This window comes from Enterobacter cloacae complex sp. 342H5, assembly GCF_050030905.1.
In the GTDB taxonomy this organism is placed as follows: domain Bacteria; phylum Pseudomonadota; class Gammaproteobacteria; order Enterobacterales; family Enterobacteriaceae; genus Enterobacter; species Enterobacter intestinihominis.
The window spans coordinates 3097432-3116309 of record NZ_JBLGVB010000001.1 but is presented as its reverse complement, the minus strand read 5'-3'; the positions used below and the strand labels follow the sequence as shown (position 1 = coordinate 3116309).

The window sequence follows — 18878 nt, the reverse complement described above, 5'->3', positions numbered from 1 at the left end:
CGTTGTCTATAGTTATCGGACTGGTGTACTAACATGGAGAAAAATATGTCATTTCAATCCTGGGATACCCGAGCAGACGACGATTTAACGCTGTTAAGCGAAACGCTGGAAGAAGTACTGCGCTCTTCAGGCGATCCTGCCGATCAGAAGTACATTGAGCTCAAAGCCCGCGCCGAGCAGGCGCTGCATGACGTGAAAAACCGCGTCAGCAACGCATCCGACAATTACTACTACCGCGCCAAACAGGCGGTTTATCGTGCCGACGATTATGTGCACGAAAAGCCATGGCAGGGCATTGGGGTCGGTGCGGCCGTAGGGCTGGTGCTGGGCCTGCTGTTAGCCCGTCGTTAAGCCGGTAAACCCCTCCCTACACGTGGGTACTGCTATTTATCATCAGTACCCCGTATAATGTAAGGTTTTAACAGGGAGAGGTTCGCGTGCATTCGATTTCCATCGCGCTGGAACGCCTGCGCACTCAGCTTGCGCAAGCGTTACCCGCTACACCCGGTTTACGCCATTTCGATGTCTCTTTCCCGTTAAACGACGCCTTCGATCCGCTGGCCTGGCTGGGTGTGCAGCGATGCTATCCCCAGTTTTACTGGCAACAGCGGAGCGGTGATGAAGAACTTGCCGCGCTCGGAAGCCTCGCCCATTTTGACTCTCTGGCCTCGGCCTCCCGGTTTTTGCACACCCATGACGTAGCCAATGATACCCGTATCTGCGGCCTGAACGCCTTCAACCCGGCACAGGGAAAGCTGTTTTTACCGCGCCTTCTCTGGCGACGGTCTGGCGGGGTCGCCACGCTGCGCCTGCAACTGTGGAGCGAAACGTCGCTGTGTGATGATGCCGGTGACGCACTGAAGTTTATTGATAACCTGCGCGACGCCGCGCCGATCCGCCCGTTGTCCGTGCAGATTGTGCAGGAAACCCATCATCCGGAAAAACCGGAATGGCTGGCGTTGATTCGTCAGGCGACGGATACCCTTGCTCGCGGCGATTTTGAGAAAGTGGTGCTCGCACGTGCTACAGACGTGCAGTGCCAGCAGCCCGTGAACGCTATCGCGCTAATGGCCGCCAGCCGCGCGCTAAACCTCAACTGCTATCATTTTTGTATGGTCTTTGACGCCAGCAACGCGTTCCTCGGCTCGACGCCCGAGCGACTGTGGCGGCGACGCGGCATGCTGCTGCGCACTGAAGCGCTGGCAGGCACCGTCGCCAGCCATTCTGACGATAAGCAGGCCCAGCGTCTGGGCGACTGGCTGATGAACGACGACAAAAATCAGCGGGAAAATATGCTGGTGGTGGAAGATATCTGCCAGCGTCTTCAGCACCATACCCGGACGCTGGAGATCCTCCCAGCGCAGGTGCTGCGTCTGCGCAAGGTGCAGCATTTACGCCGCTGTATCTGGACCGAACTCAAACAGTCTGATGACGAGCAGTGTCTGCATATTCTGCAACCGACGGCGGCGGTGGCCGGGCTGCCGCGTCAGGCAGCGCGAGAATTTATTGCGAAAGTGGAGCCGTTTGACCGGGAGTGGTACGCCGGATCGGCGGGCTATTTATCGCGCGATCAAAGCGAGTTCTGCGTGGCATTACGCTCCGCCCGCGTTCATGACGCCGCGCTTCGTCTTTATGCGGGGGCGGGCATCGTCAGCGGCTCCGATCCAGAGCAGGAGTGGCAGGAGATCGAAAATAAGGCCGCCGGGCTGCGTTCCCTCCTCCTGAGGGATTAATACTGATTCGTGCAATCCCGATTCATATCAAAATTCTGACTTTTTCTATTATTTATACTGTGTCGCATTCTTGATACTGGACAATCTCATGTCAGTAAGTTCTTTTAACCGACGCTGGGCGACGGTGATCCTTGAAGCCCTGACCCGCCATGGTGTCAGGCATGTGTGTATTGCTCCGGGCTCTCGCTCCACGCCGCTCACCCTTGCTGCGGCGGAAAACAGGGCTTTTATTCATCACACCCATTTTGACGAGCGTGGTCTCGGCCACCTGGCGCTCGGGCTGGCGAAAGTCAGCAACGCGCCCGTGGCGGTGATAGTGACTTCCGGCACGGCGGTGGCGAACCTCTATCCGGCGCTGATTGAAGCGGGGTTAACCGGCGAAAAGCTGATTTTACTCACCGCCGATCGTCCTCCGGAACTTATTGACTGCGGCGCGAACCAGGCGATTCGTCAGCCTGGCATTTTTGCCTCGCATCCTTCACAGACGGTCTCGTTGCCGCGCCCCACCCAGGATATTCCCGCCAGCTGGCTGGTCTCAACTCTCGACCACGCCATGAACGCACTGCGCAGCGGCGGGCTGCACATTAACTGCCCGTTTGCCGAACCGCTGTACGGCGAAATGAACGAGACCGGCCTAGCCTGGCAACAGCAGCTGGGAGAATGGTGGGAGAGCGAAAAGCCCTGGCTGCGTGAGCAGACGCATCTGGAAAGCGCTAAGCAGCGCGACTGGTTCTTCTGGCGCCAGAAGCGCGGGGTGGTGATTGCCGGGCGGATGAGTGCGGCGGAAGGCAAGCTGGCGGCGGAGTGGGCACAAACGCTTGGCTGGCCGCTGATTGGTGACGTGCTTTCCCAGACGGGCCAGCCGCTGCCCTGCGCTGACCTCTGGCTGGGGAACGCGAAAGCGGTCACCGAGCTGGCGCAGGCGCAAATTGTCGTCCAGCTGGGCTCGAGCCTGACGGGCAAGCGACTGCTCCAGTGGCAGGCCACCTGTACGCCAGAAGAGTACTGGCTGGTGGATCCGCTCGAAGGACGCCTTGACCCGGCGCACCATCGCGGTCGCCGCCTGGTGAGCGATATTGACAGCTGGCTGGAATTGCATCCGGCGGAAAAACGCAAACCCTGGGCGGTGGAGATCCCGGCGCTGTCGCGTCAGGCGTGGGAACTCACCAAAGCGCAGTGCGAGGAGTTCAGTGAAGCCGGGCTGGCGCACCGTATCCGCAAATATCTTCCCGAGCAGGGGCAACTTTTTGTCGGTAACAGCCTGGTGGTGCGCCTGATTGACGCCTTTTCGCAGCTGCCCGCGGGTTATCCGGTATACAGCAACCGGGGCGCGAGCGGCATTGACGGGCTGATCTCCACCGCCGCTGGCGTACAGCGGGCCAGCGCAAAATCCACGCTGGCGATTGTGGGGGATCTCTCAGCCCTCTACGATCTCAACGCGCTGGCGCTCCTGCGTCAGGCGTCGGCTCCGTTCGTGCTGATTGTTGTTAACAATAACGGCGGACAGATTTTCTCCCTGCTGCCGACGCCGCAAAGCGAACGTGAGCGCTTCTATCTGATGCCGCAAAACGTGCAGTTCGAACACGCCGCCGCCATGTTCAGCCTGAAGTACCATCGCCCGGAAAACTGGGACGCGCTGGAGACGGCGCTGAACACCGCCTGGCGGCAGCCTGGCGCGACGCTGATTGAGCTGGTGGTAAACGATTCTGACGGCGCGCAGAAGCTGCAACATCTGCTGGCGCAGGTGAGTCACCTGTGATCCTCGCTGGCGTCACTCAGCCCGGAAAACCAGGCTACCCCTGGCTGGTTTTCCTGCACGGTTTTTCCGGCGACTGTCGTGAGTGGCAGACCGTTGGGGCGTCGCTGCATGACTACCCCAGGCTCTACCTTGACCTGCCCGGGCACGGTGGTTCAGCGGATAAGGGCGTGACGGGGTTTGCAGAGGTAAGTGAATTGCTCACGTATACCTTAATTAGTTACAACATACTAAATTACTGGCTGGTAGGGTACTCACTCGGTGGCCGCATTGCGATGTTCCATGCCTGCCAGCATCCTGCGGGGTTAGACGGGGTGATTGTGGAAGGTGGGCACCCGGGCCTGCAAGACGCCGATGCGCGTCAGGCGCGGCTGACCTCGGACCGCCGCTGGGCGTCACGGTTTCGCAGTGAGCCGCTTGAGGCCGTCTTTGCCGACTGGTATCAACAGCCGGTCTTTGCCTCCCTTACGGATGAACAGCGCAACGCGCTGATCGCGCTGCGTAGCCGGAACAACGGCCCGAGGCTGGCTGAGATGCTGGAAGCCACCTCGCTTGCCGTTCAGCCTGATTTACGTCCCGCGCTCACCGCGCGTGATTTTTCTTTCGACTATCTCTATGGCGAACGTGACGGGAAGTTTGCAGCCATCGCTGCCGAACTTAACGCCATGCGTCATGCTATCCCTCATGCCGGACACAACGCCCACCGGGACAACCCGGAAGCGGTTGCCGCGAGTCTGGCTCAGATACTGCGTTATCGAACAAAGGACACGCTATGATCTATCCTGATGAAAACATGCTTTACGCGCCGGTTGAATGGCAGGACTGCTCCGAAGGCTACACCGACATTCGCTACCACAAATCCACCGATGGTATCGCCAAAATCACCATCAATCGTCCACAGGTACGCAACGCGTTTCGTCCGCTGACCGTAAAAGAGATGATCCAGGCGCTGGCGGATGCCCGCTACGACGACAACATCGGCGTCATCGTCCTCACCGGGGAAGGGGAGAAAGCCTTTTGCTCGGGCGGCGATCAGAAAGTCCGCGGCGACTACGGCGGATACCAGGATGATGCCGGCACGCACCACCTGAACGTGCTGGATTTCCAGCGCCAGATCCGCACCTGTCCAAAACCGGTGGTTGCGATGGTGGCAGGTTATTCCATCGGCGGCGGTCACGTGCTGCACATGATGTGTGACCTGACTATCGCGGCGGAAAATGCCATTTTCGGTCAGACTGGCCCGAAAGTTGGCTCCTTCGACGGCGGCTGGGGCGCGTCCTACATGGCGCGCATCGTCGGCCAGAAAAAAGCCCGCGAAATCTGGTTCCTGTGCCGTCAGTACAACGCCCAGGAAGCGCTGGACATGGGGCTGGTTAACACCGTGGTGCCGATCGCCGATCTGGAAAAAGAGACCGTGCGCTGGTGTCGCGAAATGCTGCAAAACAGCCCAATGGCGCTGCGCTGCCTGAAAGCGGCCCTCAATGCCGACTGTGACGGTCAGGCGGGACTTCAGGAGCTGGCGGGTAACGCCACCATGCTGTTCTATATGACCGAAGAGGGTCAGGAAGGGCGCAACGCGTTCAACGAAAAACGCCAGCCAGACTTCAGCAAATACAAACGGAACCCGTAATGCGTCGCGCGCAGGTTTACCGCTGGCAGATACCGATGGACGCGGGCGTGGTACTGCGTGAAAGGCGGTTAAAAACCCGTGATGGCTTTTTCGTGCATCTCCGGCAGGGCGAGCGGGAAGGGTGGGGCGAAATCGCCCCGCTTCCGGGCTTTAGCCTGGAAACGCTGGATGAGGCGCAGGCGGCGCTGATGGCCTGGACGCACGAATGGCGTGAGGGGGTAGATCCGTCGCTGCCGGACGTTCCTTCCGTCGCGTTCGGCATCAGCTGCGCGCTGGCAGAGCTGGACGGCTGTTTGCCGGATGCGGCGAATTATCGCGCCGCGCCGCTCTGTTCCGGCGATCCGGATGAACTTTTCGCGCTGCTCTCCGGGATGCCTGGCGAGAAGGTGGCGAAAATTAAGGTCGGCCTGTACGAAGCGGTGCGCGACGGAATGGTGGTTAACCTGTTACTGGAAGCCATTCCCGATCTGCACCTGCGCCTGGACGCCAACCGCGCCTGGACGCCGCTCAGGGCGCAGCAGTTTGCGAAGTACGTCAACCCGGCGTACCGCAACCGCATCGCGTTTCTCGAAGAGCCGTGCAAAACGCGCGACGACTCTCGCGCCTTCGCCCGGGAAACCGGCATTGCCATTGCCTGGGATGAGAGCCTGCGCGAAGCCGGTTTTACGTTTGCCGCCGAGCCGGGCGTCGGTGCCGTGGTCATTAAGCCAACGCTGACCGGCAGCCTCGACAAGGTGCGCGAGCAGGTTGCGGCGGCCCATGCCGCAGGGCTGACGGCGGTGATCAGTTCATCCATCGAATCCAGCCTCGGGCTAACGCAACTGGCGCGCATCGCTGCATGGTTAACGCCGGACACCGTTCCCGGTCTTGATACGCTAAACCTGATGCAGGCCCAGCTGATTCGCCATTGGCCGGACAGCACCTTGCCGTGCCTCGATGTCGGGACGCTGGAGCCGCTGCAATGACTTTTACAGACTGGCCGTGGCGGCACTGGCGCTCCAGGAGTGCCGATACACCCGCGCTGCGTTTAGACGATATAACGCTCAACTGGTCACAGCTGGGCGAGCGTATCGATCGTCTGGCAGCCGGTTTTCAGTCTCAGGGTGTCAGGGACGGTGACGGCGTCATGCTGCTCGCCCACAACCATCCGCAGACCCTGCTGGCCTGGCTGGCGCTGCTTCAGTGCGGCGCCCGCATTTTGCCGGTGAACCCTCAGCTTCCCCGTCCGCTGCTGGACGTCCTCCTGCCGCAGATGACCCTGCGCTTTGCGCTGGTGCTTAACGGTGAGTATGACGGTCTGCCTGGGCTGGCATTAAGAGAGGGCGAGGAGCAGGGCGGGGTGACGTGGCGGGCAGAACGGCTGGCCTCAATGACGCTCACCTCCGGCTCCACCGGCTTGCCGAAAGCGGCGGTGCACACCTGTGCCGCCCACCTTGCCAGCGCAAAAGGCGTGTTGTCGCTGATGCCTTATGGCGGTGATGACGACTGGCTGCTGTCCTTGCCGCTGTTTCACGTCTCCGGTCAGGGGATTTTGTGGCGCTGGTTGCAGGGCGGAGGCCGTCTCACCGTGCGTGAAAAACAGCCGCTGGAGCAGGCCCTGCAGGGCTGTACCCACGCCTCGCTGGTGCCGACGCAGCTGTGGCGGCTGCTCAATTCACACCATCCCGTTGCGCTGAAAGCCGTGCTGCTCGGCGGGGCGGAAATCCCCGTTGAGCTGACCGAACAGGCGCGCAAGCAGGGGATCCGCACGTTCTGCGGCTACGGTCTGACCGAGTTCGCCTCCACCGTCTGCGCCAAAGAGGCCGACGGCGCGCCGGACGTGGGCAGCGCGCTGCCGGGCAGAGACCTTCAGGTGGTGAACGGTGAAGTCTGGATCCGGGCGGAAAGCATGGCGGCGGGCTACTGGCGAGACGGCGCCTTACTGCCGCTTGTCAACGAGCAGGGCTGGTTCGCCACCCGCGATCGCGGAGAGTGGCATGACGGACGCCTGACCATTCTGGGCCGAATGGACAATCTCTTTTTCAGCGGCGGAGAAGGGATCCAGCCGGAAGCGCTGGAGCGCGTTATCGTCACACATCCGCAGGTAAGCCAGGTGTTTATCGTCCCGCTGGATGACGCCGAATACGGGCAACGCCCGGTGGCGGTAGTGGAATGTGAGCCGGGCACGGATATCACGCTGTTGCCGGAGTGGGTTCAGGGCAGGCTGGCGCGCTTTGAGCAGCCGGTACACTGGCTGGCGCTGCCGTCAGAACTGAAAAATGGCGGGATAAAGATCTCCCGCCAGGCGTTAAGGCAGTGGGTCAATGCCCTGTTGAGGGGCTAATCAGCCGATATCCGGCTGCGGTTTCTGCTGGCGTCGACGCATCCAGCGCAGCACCGGCGGCACGACAATCACCATGATCGCCATCGCCAGCAGGATCTTCGTCACGCTGCTCTCCCACAGGATCGCCATGTTGCCATTGCTGATGGAGAGGGCGCGGCGCAGGTTCTGCTCCAGCATTTCCCCCAATACAAACCCTAAAATCAGCGGCGACATCGGGAAGTGCATCTTGCGCAGAATGTAGCCCAGCACGCCGAGCAGCACCATTAACACCAGGTCGAAGGTGGTGCTGTGCACCGCGTACACCCCAACCGCAGAGACGGCGGCGATGGCCGGGACCAGGAACCACAGGGGAATGGTCAGCATGCGGGTGAACAGCCCGATCAGCGGGATGTTCATTACCAGCAGCATCACGTTGGCGATCAGCAGGGCGGCAATCAAACCCCAGACGATATCGGGCTGCTCGGTAAACATCGCCGGACCCGGGGTGATGTTATAGAGCGTCAGCGCGCCCATCATTACCGCCGTGGTGCCGGAGCCCGGCACGCCGAGGGTCAGCATCGGGATAAACGAGCCGCAGGCCGAGGCGTTATTCGCCGCCTCCGGCGCCGCCACGCCGCGGATATCGCCTTTGCCGAAGCTGTCGCTGTTACCGCTCAGCTTTTTCTCGGTCATGTAGGTGATGGCGCTGGCGATAGTAGCCCCCGCGCCGGGCAGAATGCCGACGAAGAAACCGATCACCGACGAACGCAGGGTGGCACCCACACACTGCGCCCCCTCTTTGGCATTAAAGAGCATACGTCCGGTTTTACGCACCAGCGTCTGCCCGCTGCTGGTATGTTCCAGCATCAGTAAGATTTCTGAGACAGAGAACAGACCAATCACCACGACGATAAACTGCACGCCGTCGGAGAGATGAACGCTGTCGAAGGTAAAGCGATAAACCCCGGTGTTGGCATCCACGCCGACGGTGGCCAGACTGAGGCCAATCAACGCAGACAAAAACGACTTCAGCGGATTCTGCGCCATCATGCTGCCGAGACAAGCGATGGCGAACACCATCAGGGCAAAATACTCGGCCGGACCAAACGCCAGCGACCACTGGGCCAGCGCCGGGGCGAAGAGGATGATGCCGCCAATGGCGATCAGGGAGCCAAAGAACGAGCTGACGGCGGAAATAGAGAGCGCCACGCCGCCGCGTCCCTGCTGCGCCATCGGATAACCATCCAGCGCGGTCATAATGGCAGCGGCATCTCCGGGCACGTTAAGCAGTATCGAGGAAATACGCCCCCCGTATTCGCAGCCGATATAAACCGTCGCTAGCAGGATCAACGCCGATTCCGCAGGCAGGTGCAGCGCAAAGGCCAGCGGCAGTAAAATCGCCACGCCGTTGATAGGCCCAAGGCCCGGCAGCAGGCCAACGATCGTCCCGACGAAACAGCCGATCAGGGCGATCACCAGGTTTTCCGGGGTCATCGCTACCGCGAACCCCTGAGAGAGATAGATCCAGGTATCCATAGCGTGCTCCGTTAGTTAAACCATGCGCCGAGCGGCAGGGTCACGTCCAGCAGGCGGTCGAAGGCGTACCAGAGTAAAATGCCCAGTACGACCCCGGAGATCCCCGCCGCAGGCAGCGAGGCGTTAAACAGTATGCCAATCACCATCGTCAGCAGGGCGGTGGCGATCGGGAAGCCGAGCCACTCAAAGCCCCACGCGTACATCAGCAGAACAATCACCATTACCAGCAGACGTTGCAGCGTGCGGCGTGGCGGCCACTCCACGGTGTCCGGATGGCGCAGCAGCAGGGCCACCGAACAGAGCAGCATCAGGCCAACAATGCCGACGGGAAAGGGGCGTGGCCCCACGGGTTCATAGCTGTATTCGCTGTGGATCTGCCAGGCGACGAACAGGCCGCCAATGCAGAGCAGCAGCCATATCCCGGCAAAAATGCGATCGCTCATAACGCCTCCGGTTATTTCGCAAGACCAAAGGCTTTCGCCTGTTCGCGATAGTCATTCACCTGTTTTTTCACGTACTCGTCCAGCTGCTTGCCGTTCAGGTTGAACTCAAACAGCCCGCGCAGATCGCGCTGTTTTTTGAACTCCTCGGTTTGCTGAAGTTTTGCGAAGGTATCCACCCACCACTGGTACTCGGCGTCGGTCACTTTTGGCCCGACGAAGAAGCCACGGATGATCGGCCAGACCAGGTTATAACCCTGCTCTTTGGCGGTTGGGACGTCTGCCAGCTGGCCCGGCAGACGGTTTTCTGAGAAGACCGCCAGCACGCGGATCTTATCCCCGCTCAGGTAGGGCACCATTTCGCTGAGATCGCCCGATACTGCCTGCACGTGATTGCCCATCAGCGCCGTCACCGGCTCACCGCCGCCTTCAAAGGCCACGTAACGCATTTTGTGCGGATCTACTTTGGCCTGCTGCGCCAGCAGCGCGGCTTTCATCCAGTCCTGGCTGCCGATAGAGGCGCCTGCGCCAATCACCACGCTGTTCGGATCTTTTTCCATGGCGGTCAGCAGATCTTTCAGGGATTTCCACGGGGAGTCCGCGCGAACGGCGATCATGCCGTAATCGGTGCCCACGGTGGCGAGCCAGCGCACGTCATTTACGTCATAACGACCAAATTTCCCCTGCGACAGGTTCAGCAGCGAGCCGCCGGAGAAGGCCACCACGGTGCCGGGTTCAGCAGGGCGCTGGGCGACGATGGCGTTATAGGCTACCGCGCCCACGCCGCCGGGCATGTAGGTGACGCGCATCGGTTTCTCAATGGCCTTCGTCTCCAGCAGGCTGACCTGAATCAGCTTACAGGTCAGGTCGAAGCCGCCGCCGGGTTTGGCCGGGGCGATACACTCGGTGCGGGACGGGGTGTCCTGCGCCTGGACGACAGAGGCACTCAACAGCAATGCGCTTGCAGCAAGGGTAGAAAGTAATTGTTTTTTCATCGTTTATCCTCACGCCGGAGAACCGGGAGTACGAGTACGGGTGTCTTTTTTCTGATTATGTGAACCACCTTGTAGCGGTTCCGTTGCGTGATTGTTAAAACAATAACCTTTCATTTCCCTTTCACTGCGACACCAACTTTACAGGATGTGATATGCGTCTCTTACTCGCGGAAGATAATCGTGAGCTGGCTCACTGGCTGGAGAAAGCGCTGGTACAAAGCGGATTTGCCGTGGATTGCGTCAACGATGGACGGGCGGCCGATCACCTTTTGCAGGGGGAAAACTATGCCGTCGCGATCCTTGATATCTGCATGCCCGGCTTCGACGGGCTGGAGGTGGTGCATCGTCTGAGAAAGCGCGGGCAGACGCTGCCGGTGCTGTTTCTCACCGCCCGCAGCAACGTAGCAGACAGGGTGAAAGGGCTGAATGCCGGGGCGGATGACTATCTGCCGAAGCCGTTCGAGCTGGAGGAGCTTGATGCCCGCCTGCGTGCGCTGCTGCGCCGCAGCGAAGGGCGAACCCAGGAGCGCCAGCGGCTGGGAGAGCTGGAGTACGATGATGAAGGTTTTTTTCTGCTGCGCGATGAACCCCTTTCCCTCACGCCACGCGAACTCTCTTTGCTGAAGGTGCTGATGCACCGCCGGACCCGTCCCGTCTCCCGGCAACAGCTCTTCGACCAGGTGTTCAGCCTGAACGACGACGTCAGCCCCGAGAGTATCGATCTCTATATTCACCGCCTGCGTAAGAAGCTGACCGGCAGCGGCGTGCGGATCACCACCCTCCGGGGACTGGGCTACGTGCTGGAGTGCGGCGATGAAGTGGGTTAAGCCACAGTCGCTTTACCTGCAACTTTTGCTCTTTCTGGGTTTGCCGCTGCTGCTGTTATGGGGGCTGTCAGCCTTTAACAGCTACGTTAGCGCGCTACAGGCGGCGACGCAGGCCTATGACCGTACGCTGTTATCCTCGGCGCGCACCGTGTCTGAGCGGCTGGTGGTGCACAAGGGCAAGCTGCTGGTGAACGTGCCCTGGGTCGTGCTCGACAGCTTTGAGCTGAACATGAACGATCGCCTCTACTACAAGGTGGTTGACCCTGACGGGCGGACGATCTCTGGGTATGACGATCTGCCAAATATGCCTCCCTCCACGTCGCGCACCACTCACTATCCGGCGCTGGCGTGGTTTTATCATACCGAGTATCGCGGGCAGGCGATCCGCGTGGCGAAGCTGCTCCAGCCGGTTAACGAAGATAATGTGTTCGGGATGGCGGAAATTTATGTCGCAGAAACGTTGCAGTCGCGGCGCTATCTGGCCACACAGCTGCTGTTTTCCTCACTCGTGTCGCAGGGGCTGCTGGTGCTGCTGACGCTGGTCCTGACCGCCTGGCTGCTGCGCCGCGTGCTGCGCCCAATGCGGCAACTCTCTTCGCTGATGGTGCGCCGTGAGCCCGGGCTGCTGGCCCCGCTGCCGGAGCTGCTGCCCTGGTCGGAAACGCGGCTGCTGATTGTGGCGTTTAACCGTTACATCGACCGGTTGCGCGGCGTACTTTCGCGGCAGGAGCGCTTCAATGCCGATGCCTCACACCAGCTCAAAACGCCGCTGGCGGTGCTAAAAACGCAGGTATCCGTTGCTCTGACGCGTAACGATCCGGCGCTGTGGCAGGAGAGCTTACGGGCAATGAACGTTACGCTGGATAACACCATCGTGCTGACGGAAAGGCTGTTACAGCTTTCGGCGGTGAAGCGGAAAGAGCAGGGGGAGCGACAGTTTGCCCCTGTCGATCTGGTGCAGGTGGTGCAAAACTGCTGCTTTTCGCGGCTGGCACAGGCGCGCAGCAAGGGTATCGATCTCGGTTATGACGGCGTACAGCAGCCGGTAATGATTGAGGGGGATGACGTTTTGCTGGGCGAACTCTGCGCTAACCTGCTGGAGAATGCGATCAAATACACGCCGGAGCAGGGCATCGTGACGGTGTACCTGCGCATGGATAACGATGCCGTTGAGCTGAGCGTGGAGGACAGCGGACCGGGTATTGCCGAAGACCAGATCTCCCAGGCCATGCTGCCGTTTCATCGGCTGGATAACGTGGGCGATGCCGCCGGGTCCGGCATTGGCCTGGCGCTGGCCAACGATATTGCCCGCCTGCACCGCAGCCATCTTCAGCTGATGCCCAGTGAAAATCTGGGCGGCCTGTGCGTAAAAATGCGTTTTTTATTGATGATATAAATACCGATATTATCAAATCGTTACAAACTAATTGCCCGATGTCCACTGAGCGCATTGATCCCACAGACAGTCAGGTTAAAATCTCGCGGTTTTTGGACATCTCTGAATATATTGTGCGGGATCACGACAATGAAAAAAGTGGCATTAATGGGCTTAGGCCTGATGTTTGTATCGGCAGCAGCCAACGCTATTTCCTTCAACGGCTCGGCGGGCGAAGATTATACCCACCTGGGCTTTGGTCTTGGCACGGATAGCGCAGGCCTGGCGATGACCGGCGGCTGGACGCATAACGACGACGATGGGGATGCGGCAAGCCTGGGGCTGGGCTTCAACGTACCTTTGGGTCCTTTCCTGGCGACAGTCGGCGGTAAAGGGATTTACACCAACCCGAACGACGGCGACGAAGGTTACGCGGCGGCAGTGGGCGGCGGTTTGCAGTGGAAAATCGGCGACAGCTTTGGCCTGTTCGGTGAATACTACTACTCTCCGGATTCCCTCTCCAGCGGTATCGATAGCTATGAGGAAGCCAACGTGGGTGGACGCTGGACCATCATCCGTCCTGTCACCATCGAAGCGGGTTATCGTTATCTGAACCTGGCGGGTAAAGACGGCCACCGCGACAACGCGCTGGCAGATGGTCCCTACATCGGTGTGAGCGCAGGTTTCTAATCCTTTCGGCGCGGCGTTCAGTCGCGCCAGTTTCTCTCTTCCCCCGGTCTTCGATTGCGCTATAGTGTTTTGACCATTGAAATGGGAGAACACAATGATAAACGTGGAAATGTTATCCACTGGCGACGAAGTGCTGCATGGGCAAATCATTGATACCAATGCCGCCTGGCTCGCCGATCTCTTCTTTGAGCAAGGATTACCGTTAACGCACCGCAACACCGTGGGTGACAATCTTGAGTCGCTGGTCAACGTTCTGCGCGAGCGCAGCGAACGCTGCGACGTGCTGATTGTGAACGGCGGGCTTGGGCCCACCAGCGACGATCTCAGTGCGCTGGCCGCCGCCACGGCCAGAGGTGAAGGCCTGGTCCTGCACGAGGCGTGGCTGGCACAGATGGAGCGATTTTTCTCCGAGCGTGGCCGCGTGATGGCCCCCAGCAACCGCAAGCAGGCTGAAATTCCCGCCAGCGCGGAACTGATTGATAACCCGGTCGGCACCGCCTGCGGGTTTGCCGTTCAGTTGAACCGCTGCCTGATGTTCTTCACTCCGGGCGTGCCGTCGGAATTTAAAGTGATGGTCGAGCAGCAGATCCTGCCGCGCCTGCGCGCGCGCTTCACGCTGCCTGAACCGCCGCTGTGCCTGCGTCTGACCACCTTTGGCCGCTCGGAAAGCGAGCTGGCCCAGAGCCTCGATCACCTGCAACTGCCTCCCGGCGTGTCGATGGGCTATCGCTCATCCATGCCGATTATTGAACTGAAGCTGACCGGACCGGCGTCAGAGAAAGCCGCTATGCTGGCACTGTGGCCGGAAGTGCAGCGCGTCGCCGGGGAAAGCCTGATTTTCGAAGGAACGGAAGGGCTGCCGGCGCAGATCGCAGCGCATTTGCAGTCTCGTCAGCTCAGCGTGACGCTAAGCGAGCAGTTTACCGGTGGGCTTCTGGCGCTTCAGCTTACCCGGGCGGGTGCGCCGCTGCTGGCCAGTGAAGTGGTGCCGTTCCAGCAGGAGACGCTGGCGCAGACGGCGCGCTGGGCGTCCGAGCGCAGAGTGAAGCATTTCGCGGGGCTGGCGCTGTTTGTGGGCGGGCTGGATGAGGAGCATCTCAACTTCGCCCTGGCAACACCGGAAGGGACCCACGCCCTGCGGGTGAAGATGAGTATTACCCGCCACAGCCTGGCCGTGCGTCAGGAGGTGTGCGCGATGATGGCGCTGAACATGCTGCGCCGCTGGCTGAACGGGAAAGAGGTCGCCAGCGAGCACGGCTGGATCAACGTCGTGGAATCGCTGTTCGTAGAGTGAGGATGTGCCGGGGCAGTGTCCCCGGCAACGGTTACGCCAGTGCGTTTGCCAGCAAGGTAATGGGATGTTCACAGCGTTTGCTGGTGGACATCTCGATCTGCCACTTGCAGGTTTCACAATCCGTCACCACGATATCTGCGCCGCTCTCTTCAATCTGCCGGAACAGCGGCGCGCCAATGGCCTGTGACGTTGGGTAGTTTTCACGCTTGAATCCGTAGGTGCCAGCGATGCCGCAGCAGCGTGAGTCCAGCACCGTCAGCTCCAGCCCCGGGATCAGCCGCAGCAGCTCCAGCGTATAGATCGACCAGCCCATCTTCTCCATATGACATGGCGTGTGATACACCACCTTCAACGGCAATTTGCCCAGCGGTAACGTCTGCCCGCTGTCCAGCTTGCGCCAGAGAAAACGGGTCGCCAGCTCAATGTGCTCGCGCAGGCCGGTGTTATCCACATCCAGCAGATGCGGATATTCATCGCGCAGCGTGAAGGTACAGGTTGACGACGTCGCCAGTACCGGGATCCCGTTGTCGACGATCGCCTCACGTAAAGAGGTGACGTTGCTTTTCGCCTGCCTGCGCGCTTTGTCGGTAAAACCGTTGGCAATCAGCGGAACGCCGCAGCACTTCTCTTTGCTCAGCAGCTGAACGCCCGTCCCCATGGCGTTCAGCACTTTCAGCAGGTCTTTCCCCAGCTGCGGATGGTTGTAGTTCACGTAGCAGCCGTGGAAGAAGGCAACCTGCTCAGCGAACTGCGCCTGTTCTGCCGCCACGGATTTATACCAGCGGCGGAAGGTGCCGTGAGAATATTTCGGCAGACTGCGGTGATGGTCGATTTTGAGCGTCGCATCCAGCAGCCTGCGCACCGGCTTCAGGGCGGTGGCGGCATTGACGACCGGCGCGAAAGGCGTCGAGAGGCTGCCCATCAGATCGGTGTGGCTCAGTATCGCGTCGCGCAGCGTCGGTTTTTGCGTACTGTAGCGGGCGCGGGCGCGCTGGATGATATCGCCTATTTTCACGTCCGACGGGCAGGCAACTTCGCAGCGTTTACAGTTGATACAGTATTTCAGCGCCTCGTCGTAGAGCGCGCCGTCCTTCAGGCGCAGACGCTCCCCGTCGGGGCCGGCCTGTTTCGGGCCGGGATAGCGCGGATCGACGCCGCTGACCGGGCAAACCGTGGTGCAGACCGTGCATTTGATACAGCTTTCAAATCGGGTGTCGTTCATTGTGCTCCCTCCCTGCGCTGGATAATCTGCTCCGCGACATGCAGCGCGGTGACGGCGCAGACGCCGCCACCGCAGCCCTGTGCCACGGGATCGTACCCGCCCAGAACCGAGCCGATGGCGTAAAGATTTTCAACCGGTTCCCCGCCCAGCTGCGGGCGCAGCTGGGTATCGACGATCACGCCGAACTGCTGCCAGGGCTGCGGGGTGAAGAAATCGCTTTGATACCAGTCCGCGCGGGAAGCGCTTTGCCGGACATCCAGCCCGAGAATTGCCTCACGCACGCCATCCCGGCTGCTCAGCAGACCGTTACTGAAGAAGCTGCCGCTTGCCAGCACCGTATAGCGTGCTCGAAGCGGGATGTCGCCGTGGTTGCGGGTCCAGATTTCGCTTACCGCGCCCTCTGCCAGGGTGATTTTTTTCACCTCGTCGCCTGCCATCCAGATGCCACCCTGGGCGACAAACTGACGCTGAAGCTGGGTATGCAGACGAATGCCGGGCACGGAAGGGGGGAGCGTCGGCAGTAAACCGAGCGTACAGGGCAGGCGCGCCGAGAGCCAGCGCCAGAGCCGGTTGTCCGTTAAGCCAAAACAGGCGGGCATAAACAGGGCGTCGCAGGTCTCGCCGAGCGGTTGAAGCGCCGCGTACAGCTGCGGCCAGTAGCGTTCATTATCCAGCAGACGGGCAATGTTCACCGCACGAAACTCGCTGGGGTTTTCGCGCAGCACGTCGAGCTCGGGGAGATCAATCTCCGCCGTTTCCACCTGAATGCCCTGCTGTCTGAGAGACGCGGCGGCAAGATGCGGCTGGAAATCAAGGAAACCGCTGATCCCCACCACCCGCACGTGCCCGGCAGCGATGGGGGCGACAGGCACCTCTTCCGGGCTAAGCCAGGCGGCGCGCAGAGTGCCGAGCGGCGTGACGCGCTGATGATTTTGCTCGGCGTCACCCTGCATGCGTGCGCCGCAGGCGGTCAGCAGGTGTTCGGTTTCGCAGGCAAAGCGGGCCATATTCTCTGCGCCCGTCAGGCGGTAGGGATGTTCAGGCGGCAGATCGGAGAACGATAGCGCGCCCAGTAAATCCAGCGAGCCGGAGGAGAAGTGCAGGGCACTTTGACCGCGAGTGACAATGGCGCAGCGCAGACCCCGCTGCGTCAGTTTGAGACCGCACAGCAGGCCCGCCAGCCCTCCACCCACAATCACGGTATCAAATTTCATGGTTGTGCTCCTTCTCCAGACCGCAAAGTCCCTGATAGACCCAGCGGGTAAACTCACTTTCGCGCAGGGCATCGCCCCAGGCGACGGGCTGAATGCCTTTCCAGCGCTCATTTAAAAAATCGCTGAGCTGGGCGAGCGACTGGGTTGAGGAGGTGGCATGAAAACGTTGCAGCAGCCCGGCGGCACGGCAGGCGCACAGTTCCCCCTGACAGGTGCCCATCCCGACTCGCGTGCGGCGGCGTAAATCAAGCAGGTTGTTCACCGTCAGGTTTTCCACGGCATATTGCACCTCGCCTGCGGTCACGGCTTCGCATTCGCACACCAGGCTGCGGCTGAGTCGCCCTTCACCAAGCCAGGTCGGGGTGCGGTCGCCGTGGCGGTAAATCGCCGAACCGCGAAGCGGGGCAGGAAGTGAAATGATTTTGTGCAGCGTTTTTTCTGTCGATTGCTGCGAGCCGGGCAGGGCCCGCTCCGCCGTCACGCACGGCGCGGTGTTACCGAGCTTACGGCAGACGGCATCGGTGGCCCACTGGGCCATCAGCCGGTAGGTCATCAGCTTGCCGCCGGTAATGGTGATAAACCCGTCCATGCCGTCGCGTTCGGCGTGATCGAGCAGCACGATGCCGCGGCTGACGTTACGCCCGCTCGGATCGTTGTCGCTGGCGACGAGGGGACGCACGCCCGCGTAGGCACGCAGAATACGCGTCTGCGCCATCACCGGGGCCAGCTTTTCCCCTTCGCGCAGCAGAATATCCACCTCTTCGGCGGTAACGCGGTTGTAATCGATTTCGCTGTAGTCCACATGCATTGAGGTCGTGCCGATCAACGAAATGGTGTCCCCCGGCACGAGGATGTCGGCGTCAGACGGTTTACGGCAGCGGTTGATGACATGGTTATTGATGCGATGGTCGAGGATCAGCAGCGAGCCTTTGGCCGGGAACATGCGGACGGATAAATCGGCGTATTCCGCGATGCGCTGGCCCCAGATCCCCGCCGCGTTGACCACGACGGTGGCATACAGCTCGCGGTGTTCATTGTACTGCGTATCACACACGCGCACCCCGCGTACGGTATTACCTTCACGAATAAGCCCGGTGACGTGATGCCCGGTCAGGATCTGTGCGCCGTGTTCCCGCGCGTCGAGCATATTGGCGGCGGTCAGGCGGAAAGGATCAACGGTTCCGTCAGGCACTTTTACCGCGCCCAGTAACGCCGGGTTTACCGAGGGTTCAAGACGGCGCGCCTGTGCAGGATCGAGCGCCTCGGCCTGAATGCCTGCCGCCGTGCAGGCGGTGATAAAGGTTTGCTGAAAGCCGAGATCATCTTCGGGAAGGGTGATAAAAAGGCCGTTGGTCGGTTCAACGCAGTGGCGGGCGATGCGCCTGAGGATCTGGTTTTCAGCAATACACTCGCGCGCGGACTCAGCGTCAGTGACCGCATAGCGGGCACCGCTGTGCAACAGACCGTGGTTACGCCCCGTTGCGCCGGTGGCGATGTCGTGGCGTTCCAGAAGCGTGACGCTCAATCCCCGCAGGGCGCAGTCGCGTGCGATGCCGGCACCCGTCGCGCCACCGCCAATGATAATCACATCGCTGAAGCGTGGATCGTGAATAGTCATTGCCTTTCCTCTATGTTCGTTTTTTAGCATTTAGCCACATTGATCGTGTGGTTTGTTTGATTTCGAACATAAACGCGCGAAATTCGAAAGTGAAACGTGATTTCATGCGCTTTTTTGCGCATTCTGTCATATTTCTGTAACAATCTGTGCGTTGATTCACAGTAACATTCACCGTGATTTCTTAACATCGCCGCCTCTGTAGCCGGGCGCGAGATGCCCGGTCATTTTTTGAAAGGCCACGGAGGC

General features: G+C 60.4%; 17 protein-coding genes. 11 read left to right on the top strand and 6 right to left on the bottom strand.

The window, feature by feature from the left end; genetic code table 11:
- The first annotated feature begins 45 nt into the window (after nucleotides 1-45).
- The 7 genes from elaB to menE all read left to right on the top strand — a co-directional run bounded on the left by elaB (nucleotide 46) and on the right by menE (nucleotide 7442).
- The gene (gene elaB / locus ACQG03_RS14825) at nucleotides 46-351 is read left to right on the top strand and encodes a stress response protein ElaB (RefSeq protein WP_022648821.1); all 306 of its coding nucleotides are present in this window, start codon (nucleotides 46-48) and stop codon (nucleotides 349-351) included.
- Nucleotides 352-437: 86 nt separating this feature from the next.
- Entirely contained in the window at nucleotides 438-1733 is a 1296-nt protein-coding gene (gene menF, locus ACQG03_RS14820; protein WP_023306637.1) for an isochorismate synthase MenF, read from the top strand.
- Nucleotides 1734-1821: 88 nt separating this feature from the next.
- Nucleotides 1822-3492 (top strand): 2-succinyl-5-enolpyruvyl-6-hydroxy-3-cyclohexene-1-carboxylic-acid synthase, encoded by a 1671-nt coding sequence (gene menD / locus ACQG03_RS14815; RefSeq protein WP_022648819.1) that lies wholly within the window; start codon nucleotides 1822-1824, stop codon nucleotides 3490-3492.
- Complete coding sequence (menH, locus tag ACQG03_RS14810) at nucleotides 3489-4265, top strand: 2-succinyl-6-hydroxy-2,4-cyclohexadiene-1-carboxylate synthase (protein ID WP_063163616.1); 777 nt, start codon at nucleotides 3489-3491, stop codon at nucleotides 4263-4265. The genes menD and menH overlap by 4 nt, the downstream gene beginning before the upstream one ends.
- Nucleotides 4262-5119, top strand: a complete 858-nt coding sequence (menB, locus tag ACQG03_RS14805) for a 1,4-dihydroxy-2-naphthoyl-CoA synthase (protein WP_014832749.1) — start codon at nucleotides 4262-4264, stop codon at nucleotides 5117-5119. The genes menH and menB overlap by 4 nt, the downstream gene beginning before the upstream one ends.
- On the top strand, nucleotides 5119-6084 hold the full coding sequence (gene menC / locus ACQG03_RS14800) for an o-succinylbenzoate synthase (protein WP_063163617.1): 966 nt from the start codon (nucleotides 5119-5121) through the stop codon (nucleotides 6082-6084). Before menB ends, menC begins: the two co-directional genes overlap by 1 nt.
- On the top strand, nucleotides 6081-7442 hold the full coding sequence (gene menE / locus ACQG03_RS14795; protein ID WP_063163618.1) for an o-succinylbenzoate--CoA ligase: 1362 nt from the start codon (nucleotides 6081-6083) through the stop codon (nucleotides 7440-7442). The genes menC and menE overlap by 4 nt, the downstream gene beginning before the upstream one ends.
- On the opposite strand, the gene ACQG03_RS14790 is transcribed toward menE, so the two are convergent.
- Genes ACQG03_RS14790 through ACQG03_RS14780 form a run of 3 tightly spaced genes read right to left on the bottom strand, consistent with a single transcriptional unit; the run spans nucleotide 7443 to nucleotide 10392 of the window.
- On the bottom strand, nucleotides 7443-8957 hold the full coding sequence (locus ACQG03_RS14790) for a tripartite tricarboxylate transporter permease (protein ID WP_023300617.1): 1515 nt from the start codon (nucleotides 8955-8957) through the stop codon (nucleotides 7443-7445).
- Between the two features lie 11 nt (nucleotides 8958-8968).
- Nucleotides 8969-9400, bottom strand: a complete 432-nt coding sequence (locus ACQG03_RS14785; protein ID WP_022648813.1) for a tripartite tricarboxylate transporter TctB family protein — start codon at nucleotides 9398-9400, stop codon at nucleotides 8969-8971.
- Between the two features lie 11 nt (nucleotides 9401-9411).
- A complete protein-coding gene (locus tag ACQG03_RS14780) occupies nucleotides 9412-10392 on the bottom strand; it encodes a Bug family tripartite tricarboxylate transporter substrate binding protein (RefSeq protein ID WP_022648812.1) in 981 nt (326 codons plus the stop codon).
- A gap of 152 nt (nucleotides 10393-10544) precedes the next feature.
- Here ACQG03_RS14780 and tctD point away from each other — a divergent pair, with 152 nt between their 5' ends.
- The 4 genes from tctD (at nucleotide 10545) to ACQG03_RS14760 (ending at nucleotide 14578) form a co-directional block, all read left to right on the top strand.
- A complete protein-coding gene (gene tctD / locus ACQG03_RS14775) occupies nucleotides 10545-11219 on the top strand; it encodes a transcriptional regulator TctD (RefSeq protein ID WP_063163619.1) in 675 nt (224 codons plus the stop codon).
- The gene (locus ACQG03_RS14770) at nucleotides 11206-12615 is read left to right on the top strand and encodes a sensor histidine kinase (RefSeq protein WP_023306632.1); all 1410 of its coding nucleotides are present in this window, start codon (nucleotides 11206-11208) and stop codon (nucleotides 12613-12615) included. The genes tctD and ACQG03_RS14770 overlap by 14 nt, the downstream gene beginning before the upstream one ends.
- A gap of 129 nt (nucleotides 12616-12744) precedes the next feature.
- On the top strand, nucleotides 12745-13284 hold the full coding sequence (locus ACQG03_RS14765) for a YfaZ family outer membrane protein (RefSeq protein WP_022648809.1): 540 nt from the start codon (nucleotides 12745-12747) through the stop codon (nucleotides 13282-13284).
- A 94-nt stretch (nucleotides 13285-13378) separates the two neighbouring features.
- Entirely contained in the window at nucleotides 13379-14578 is a 1200-nt protein-coding gene (locus ACQG03_RS14760; RefSeq protein ID WP_063163620.1) for a nicotinamide mononucleotide deamidase-related protein YfaY, read from the top strand.
- Between the two features lie 31 nt (nucleotides 14579-14609).
- Here ACQG03_RS14760 and glpC read toward each other — a convergent pair whose 3' ends face one another.
- Genes glpC through glpA form a run of 3 tightly spaced genes read right to left on the bottom strand, consistent with a single transcriptional unit; the run spans nucleotide 14610 to nucleotide 18632 of the window.
- Entirely contained in the window at nucleotides 14610-15800 is a 1191-nt protein-coding gene (glpC, locus tag ACQG03_RS14755) for an anaerobic glycerol-3-phosphate dehydrogenase subunit GlpC (RefSeq protein WP_023306631.1), read from the bottom strand.
- Entirely contained in the window at nucleotides 15797-17014 is a 1218-nt protein-coding gene (gene glpB / locus ACQG03_RS14750; RefSeq protein ID WP_063163621.1) for a glycerol-3-phosphate dehydrogenase subunit GlpB, read from the bottom strand. The genes glpC and glpB overlap by 4 nt, the downstream gene beginning before the upstream one ends.
- A complete protein-coding gene (gene glpA / locus ACQG03_RS14745) occupies nucleotides 17004-18632 on the bottom strand; it encodes an anaerobic glycerol-3-phosphate dehydrogenase subunit A (RefSeq protein ID WP_063137699.1) in 1629 nt (542 codons plus the stop codon). Before glpA ends, glpB begins: the two co-directional genes overlap by 11 nt.
- Nucleotides 18633-18878: the final 246 nt, after the last annotated feature.

Bases quoted from the DNA above. Each gene is read 5' to 3' on its own strand.
- ACQG03_RS14765 (WP_022648809.1), top strand. From the start codon at position 12,745: ATGAAAAAAGTGGCATTAATGGGCTTAGGCCTGATGTTTGTATCGGCA.
- menB (WP_014832749.1), top strand. From the start codon at position 4,262: ATGATCTATCCTGATGAAAACATGCTTTACGCGCCGGTTGAATGGCAG.
- ACQG03_RS14780 (WP_022648812.1), bottom strand. From the start codon at position 10,392: ATGAAAAAACAATTACTTTCTACCCTTGCTGCAAGCGCATTGCTGTTG.
- tctD (WP_063163619.1), top strand. From the start codon at position 10,545: ATGCGTCTCTTACTCGCGGAAGATAATCGTGAGCTGGCTCACTGGCTG.
- menE (WP_063163618.1), top strand. From the start codon at position 6,081: ATGACTTTTACAGACTGGCCGTGGCGGCACTGGCGCTCCAGGAGTGCC.
- ACQG03_RS14770 (WP_023306632.1), top strand. From the start codon at position 11,206: ATGAAGTGGGTTAAGCCACAGTCGCTTTACCTGCAACTTTTGCTCTTT.
- glpC (WP_023306631.1), bottom strand. From the start codon at position 15,800: ATGAACGACACCCGATTTGAAAGCTGTATCAAATGCACGGTCTGCACC.
- menC (WP_063163617.1), top strand. From the start codon at position 5,119: ATGCGTCGCGCGCAGGTTTACCGCTGGCAGATACCGATGGACGCGGGC.
- ACQG03_RS14785 (WP_022648813.1), bottom strand. From the start codon at position 9,400: ATGAGCGATCGCATTTTTGCCGGGATATGGCTGCTGCTCTGCATTGGC.
- ACQG03_RS14790 (WP_023300617.1), bottom strand. From the start codon at position 8,957: ATGGATACCTGGATCTATCTCTCTCAGGGGTTCGCGGTAGCGATGACC.
- glpA (WP_063137699.1), bottom strand. From the start codon at position 18,632: ATGACTATTCACGATCCACGCTTCAGCGATGTGATTATCATTGGCGGT.
- elaB (WP_022648821.1), top strand. From the start codon at position 46: ATGTCATTTCAATCCTGGGATACCCGAGCAGACGACGATTTAACGCTG.
- menD (WP_022648819.1), top strand. From the start codon at position 1,822: ATGTCAGTAAGTTCTTTTAACCGACGCTGGGCGACGGTGATCCTTGAA.
- ACQG03_RS14760 (WP_063163620.1), top strand. From the start codon at position 13,379: ATGATAAACGTGGAAATGTTATCCACTGGCGACGAAGTGCTGCATGGG.
- glpB (WP_063163621.1), bottom strand. From the start codon at position 17,014: ATGAAATTTGATACCGTGATTGTGGGTGGAGGGCTGGCGGGCCTGCTG.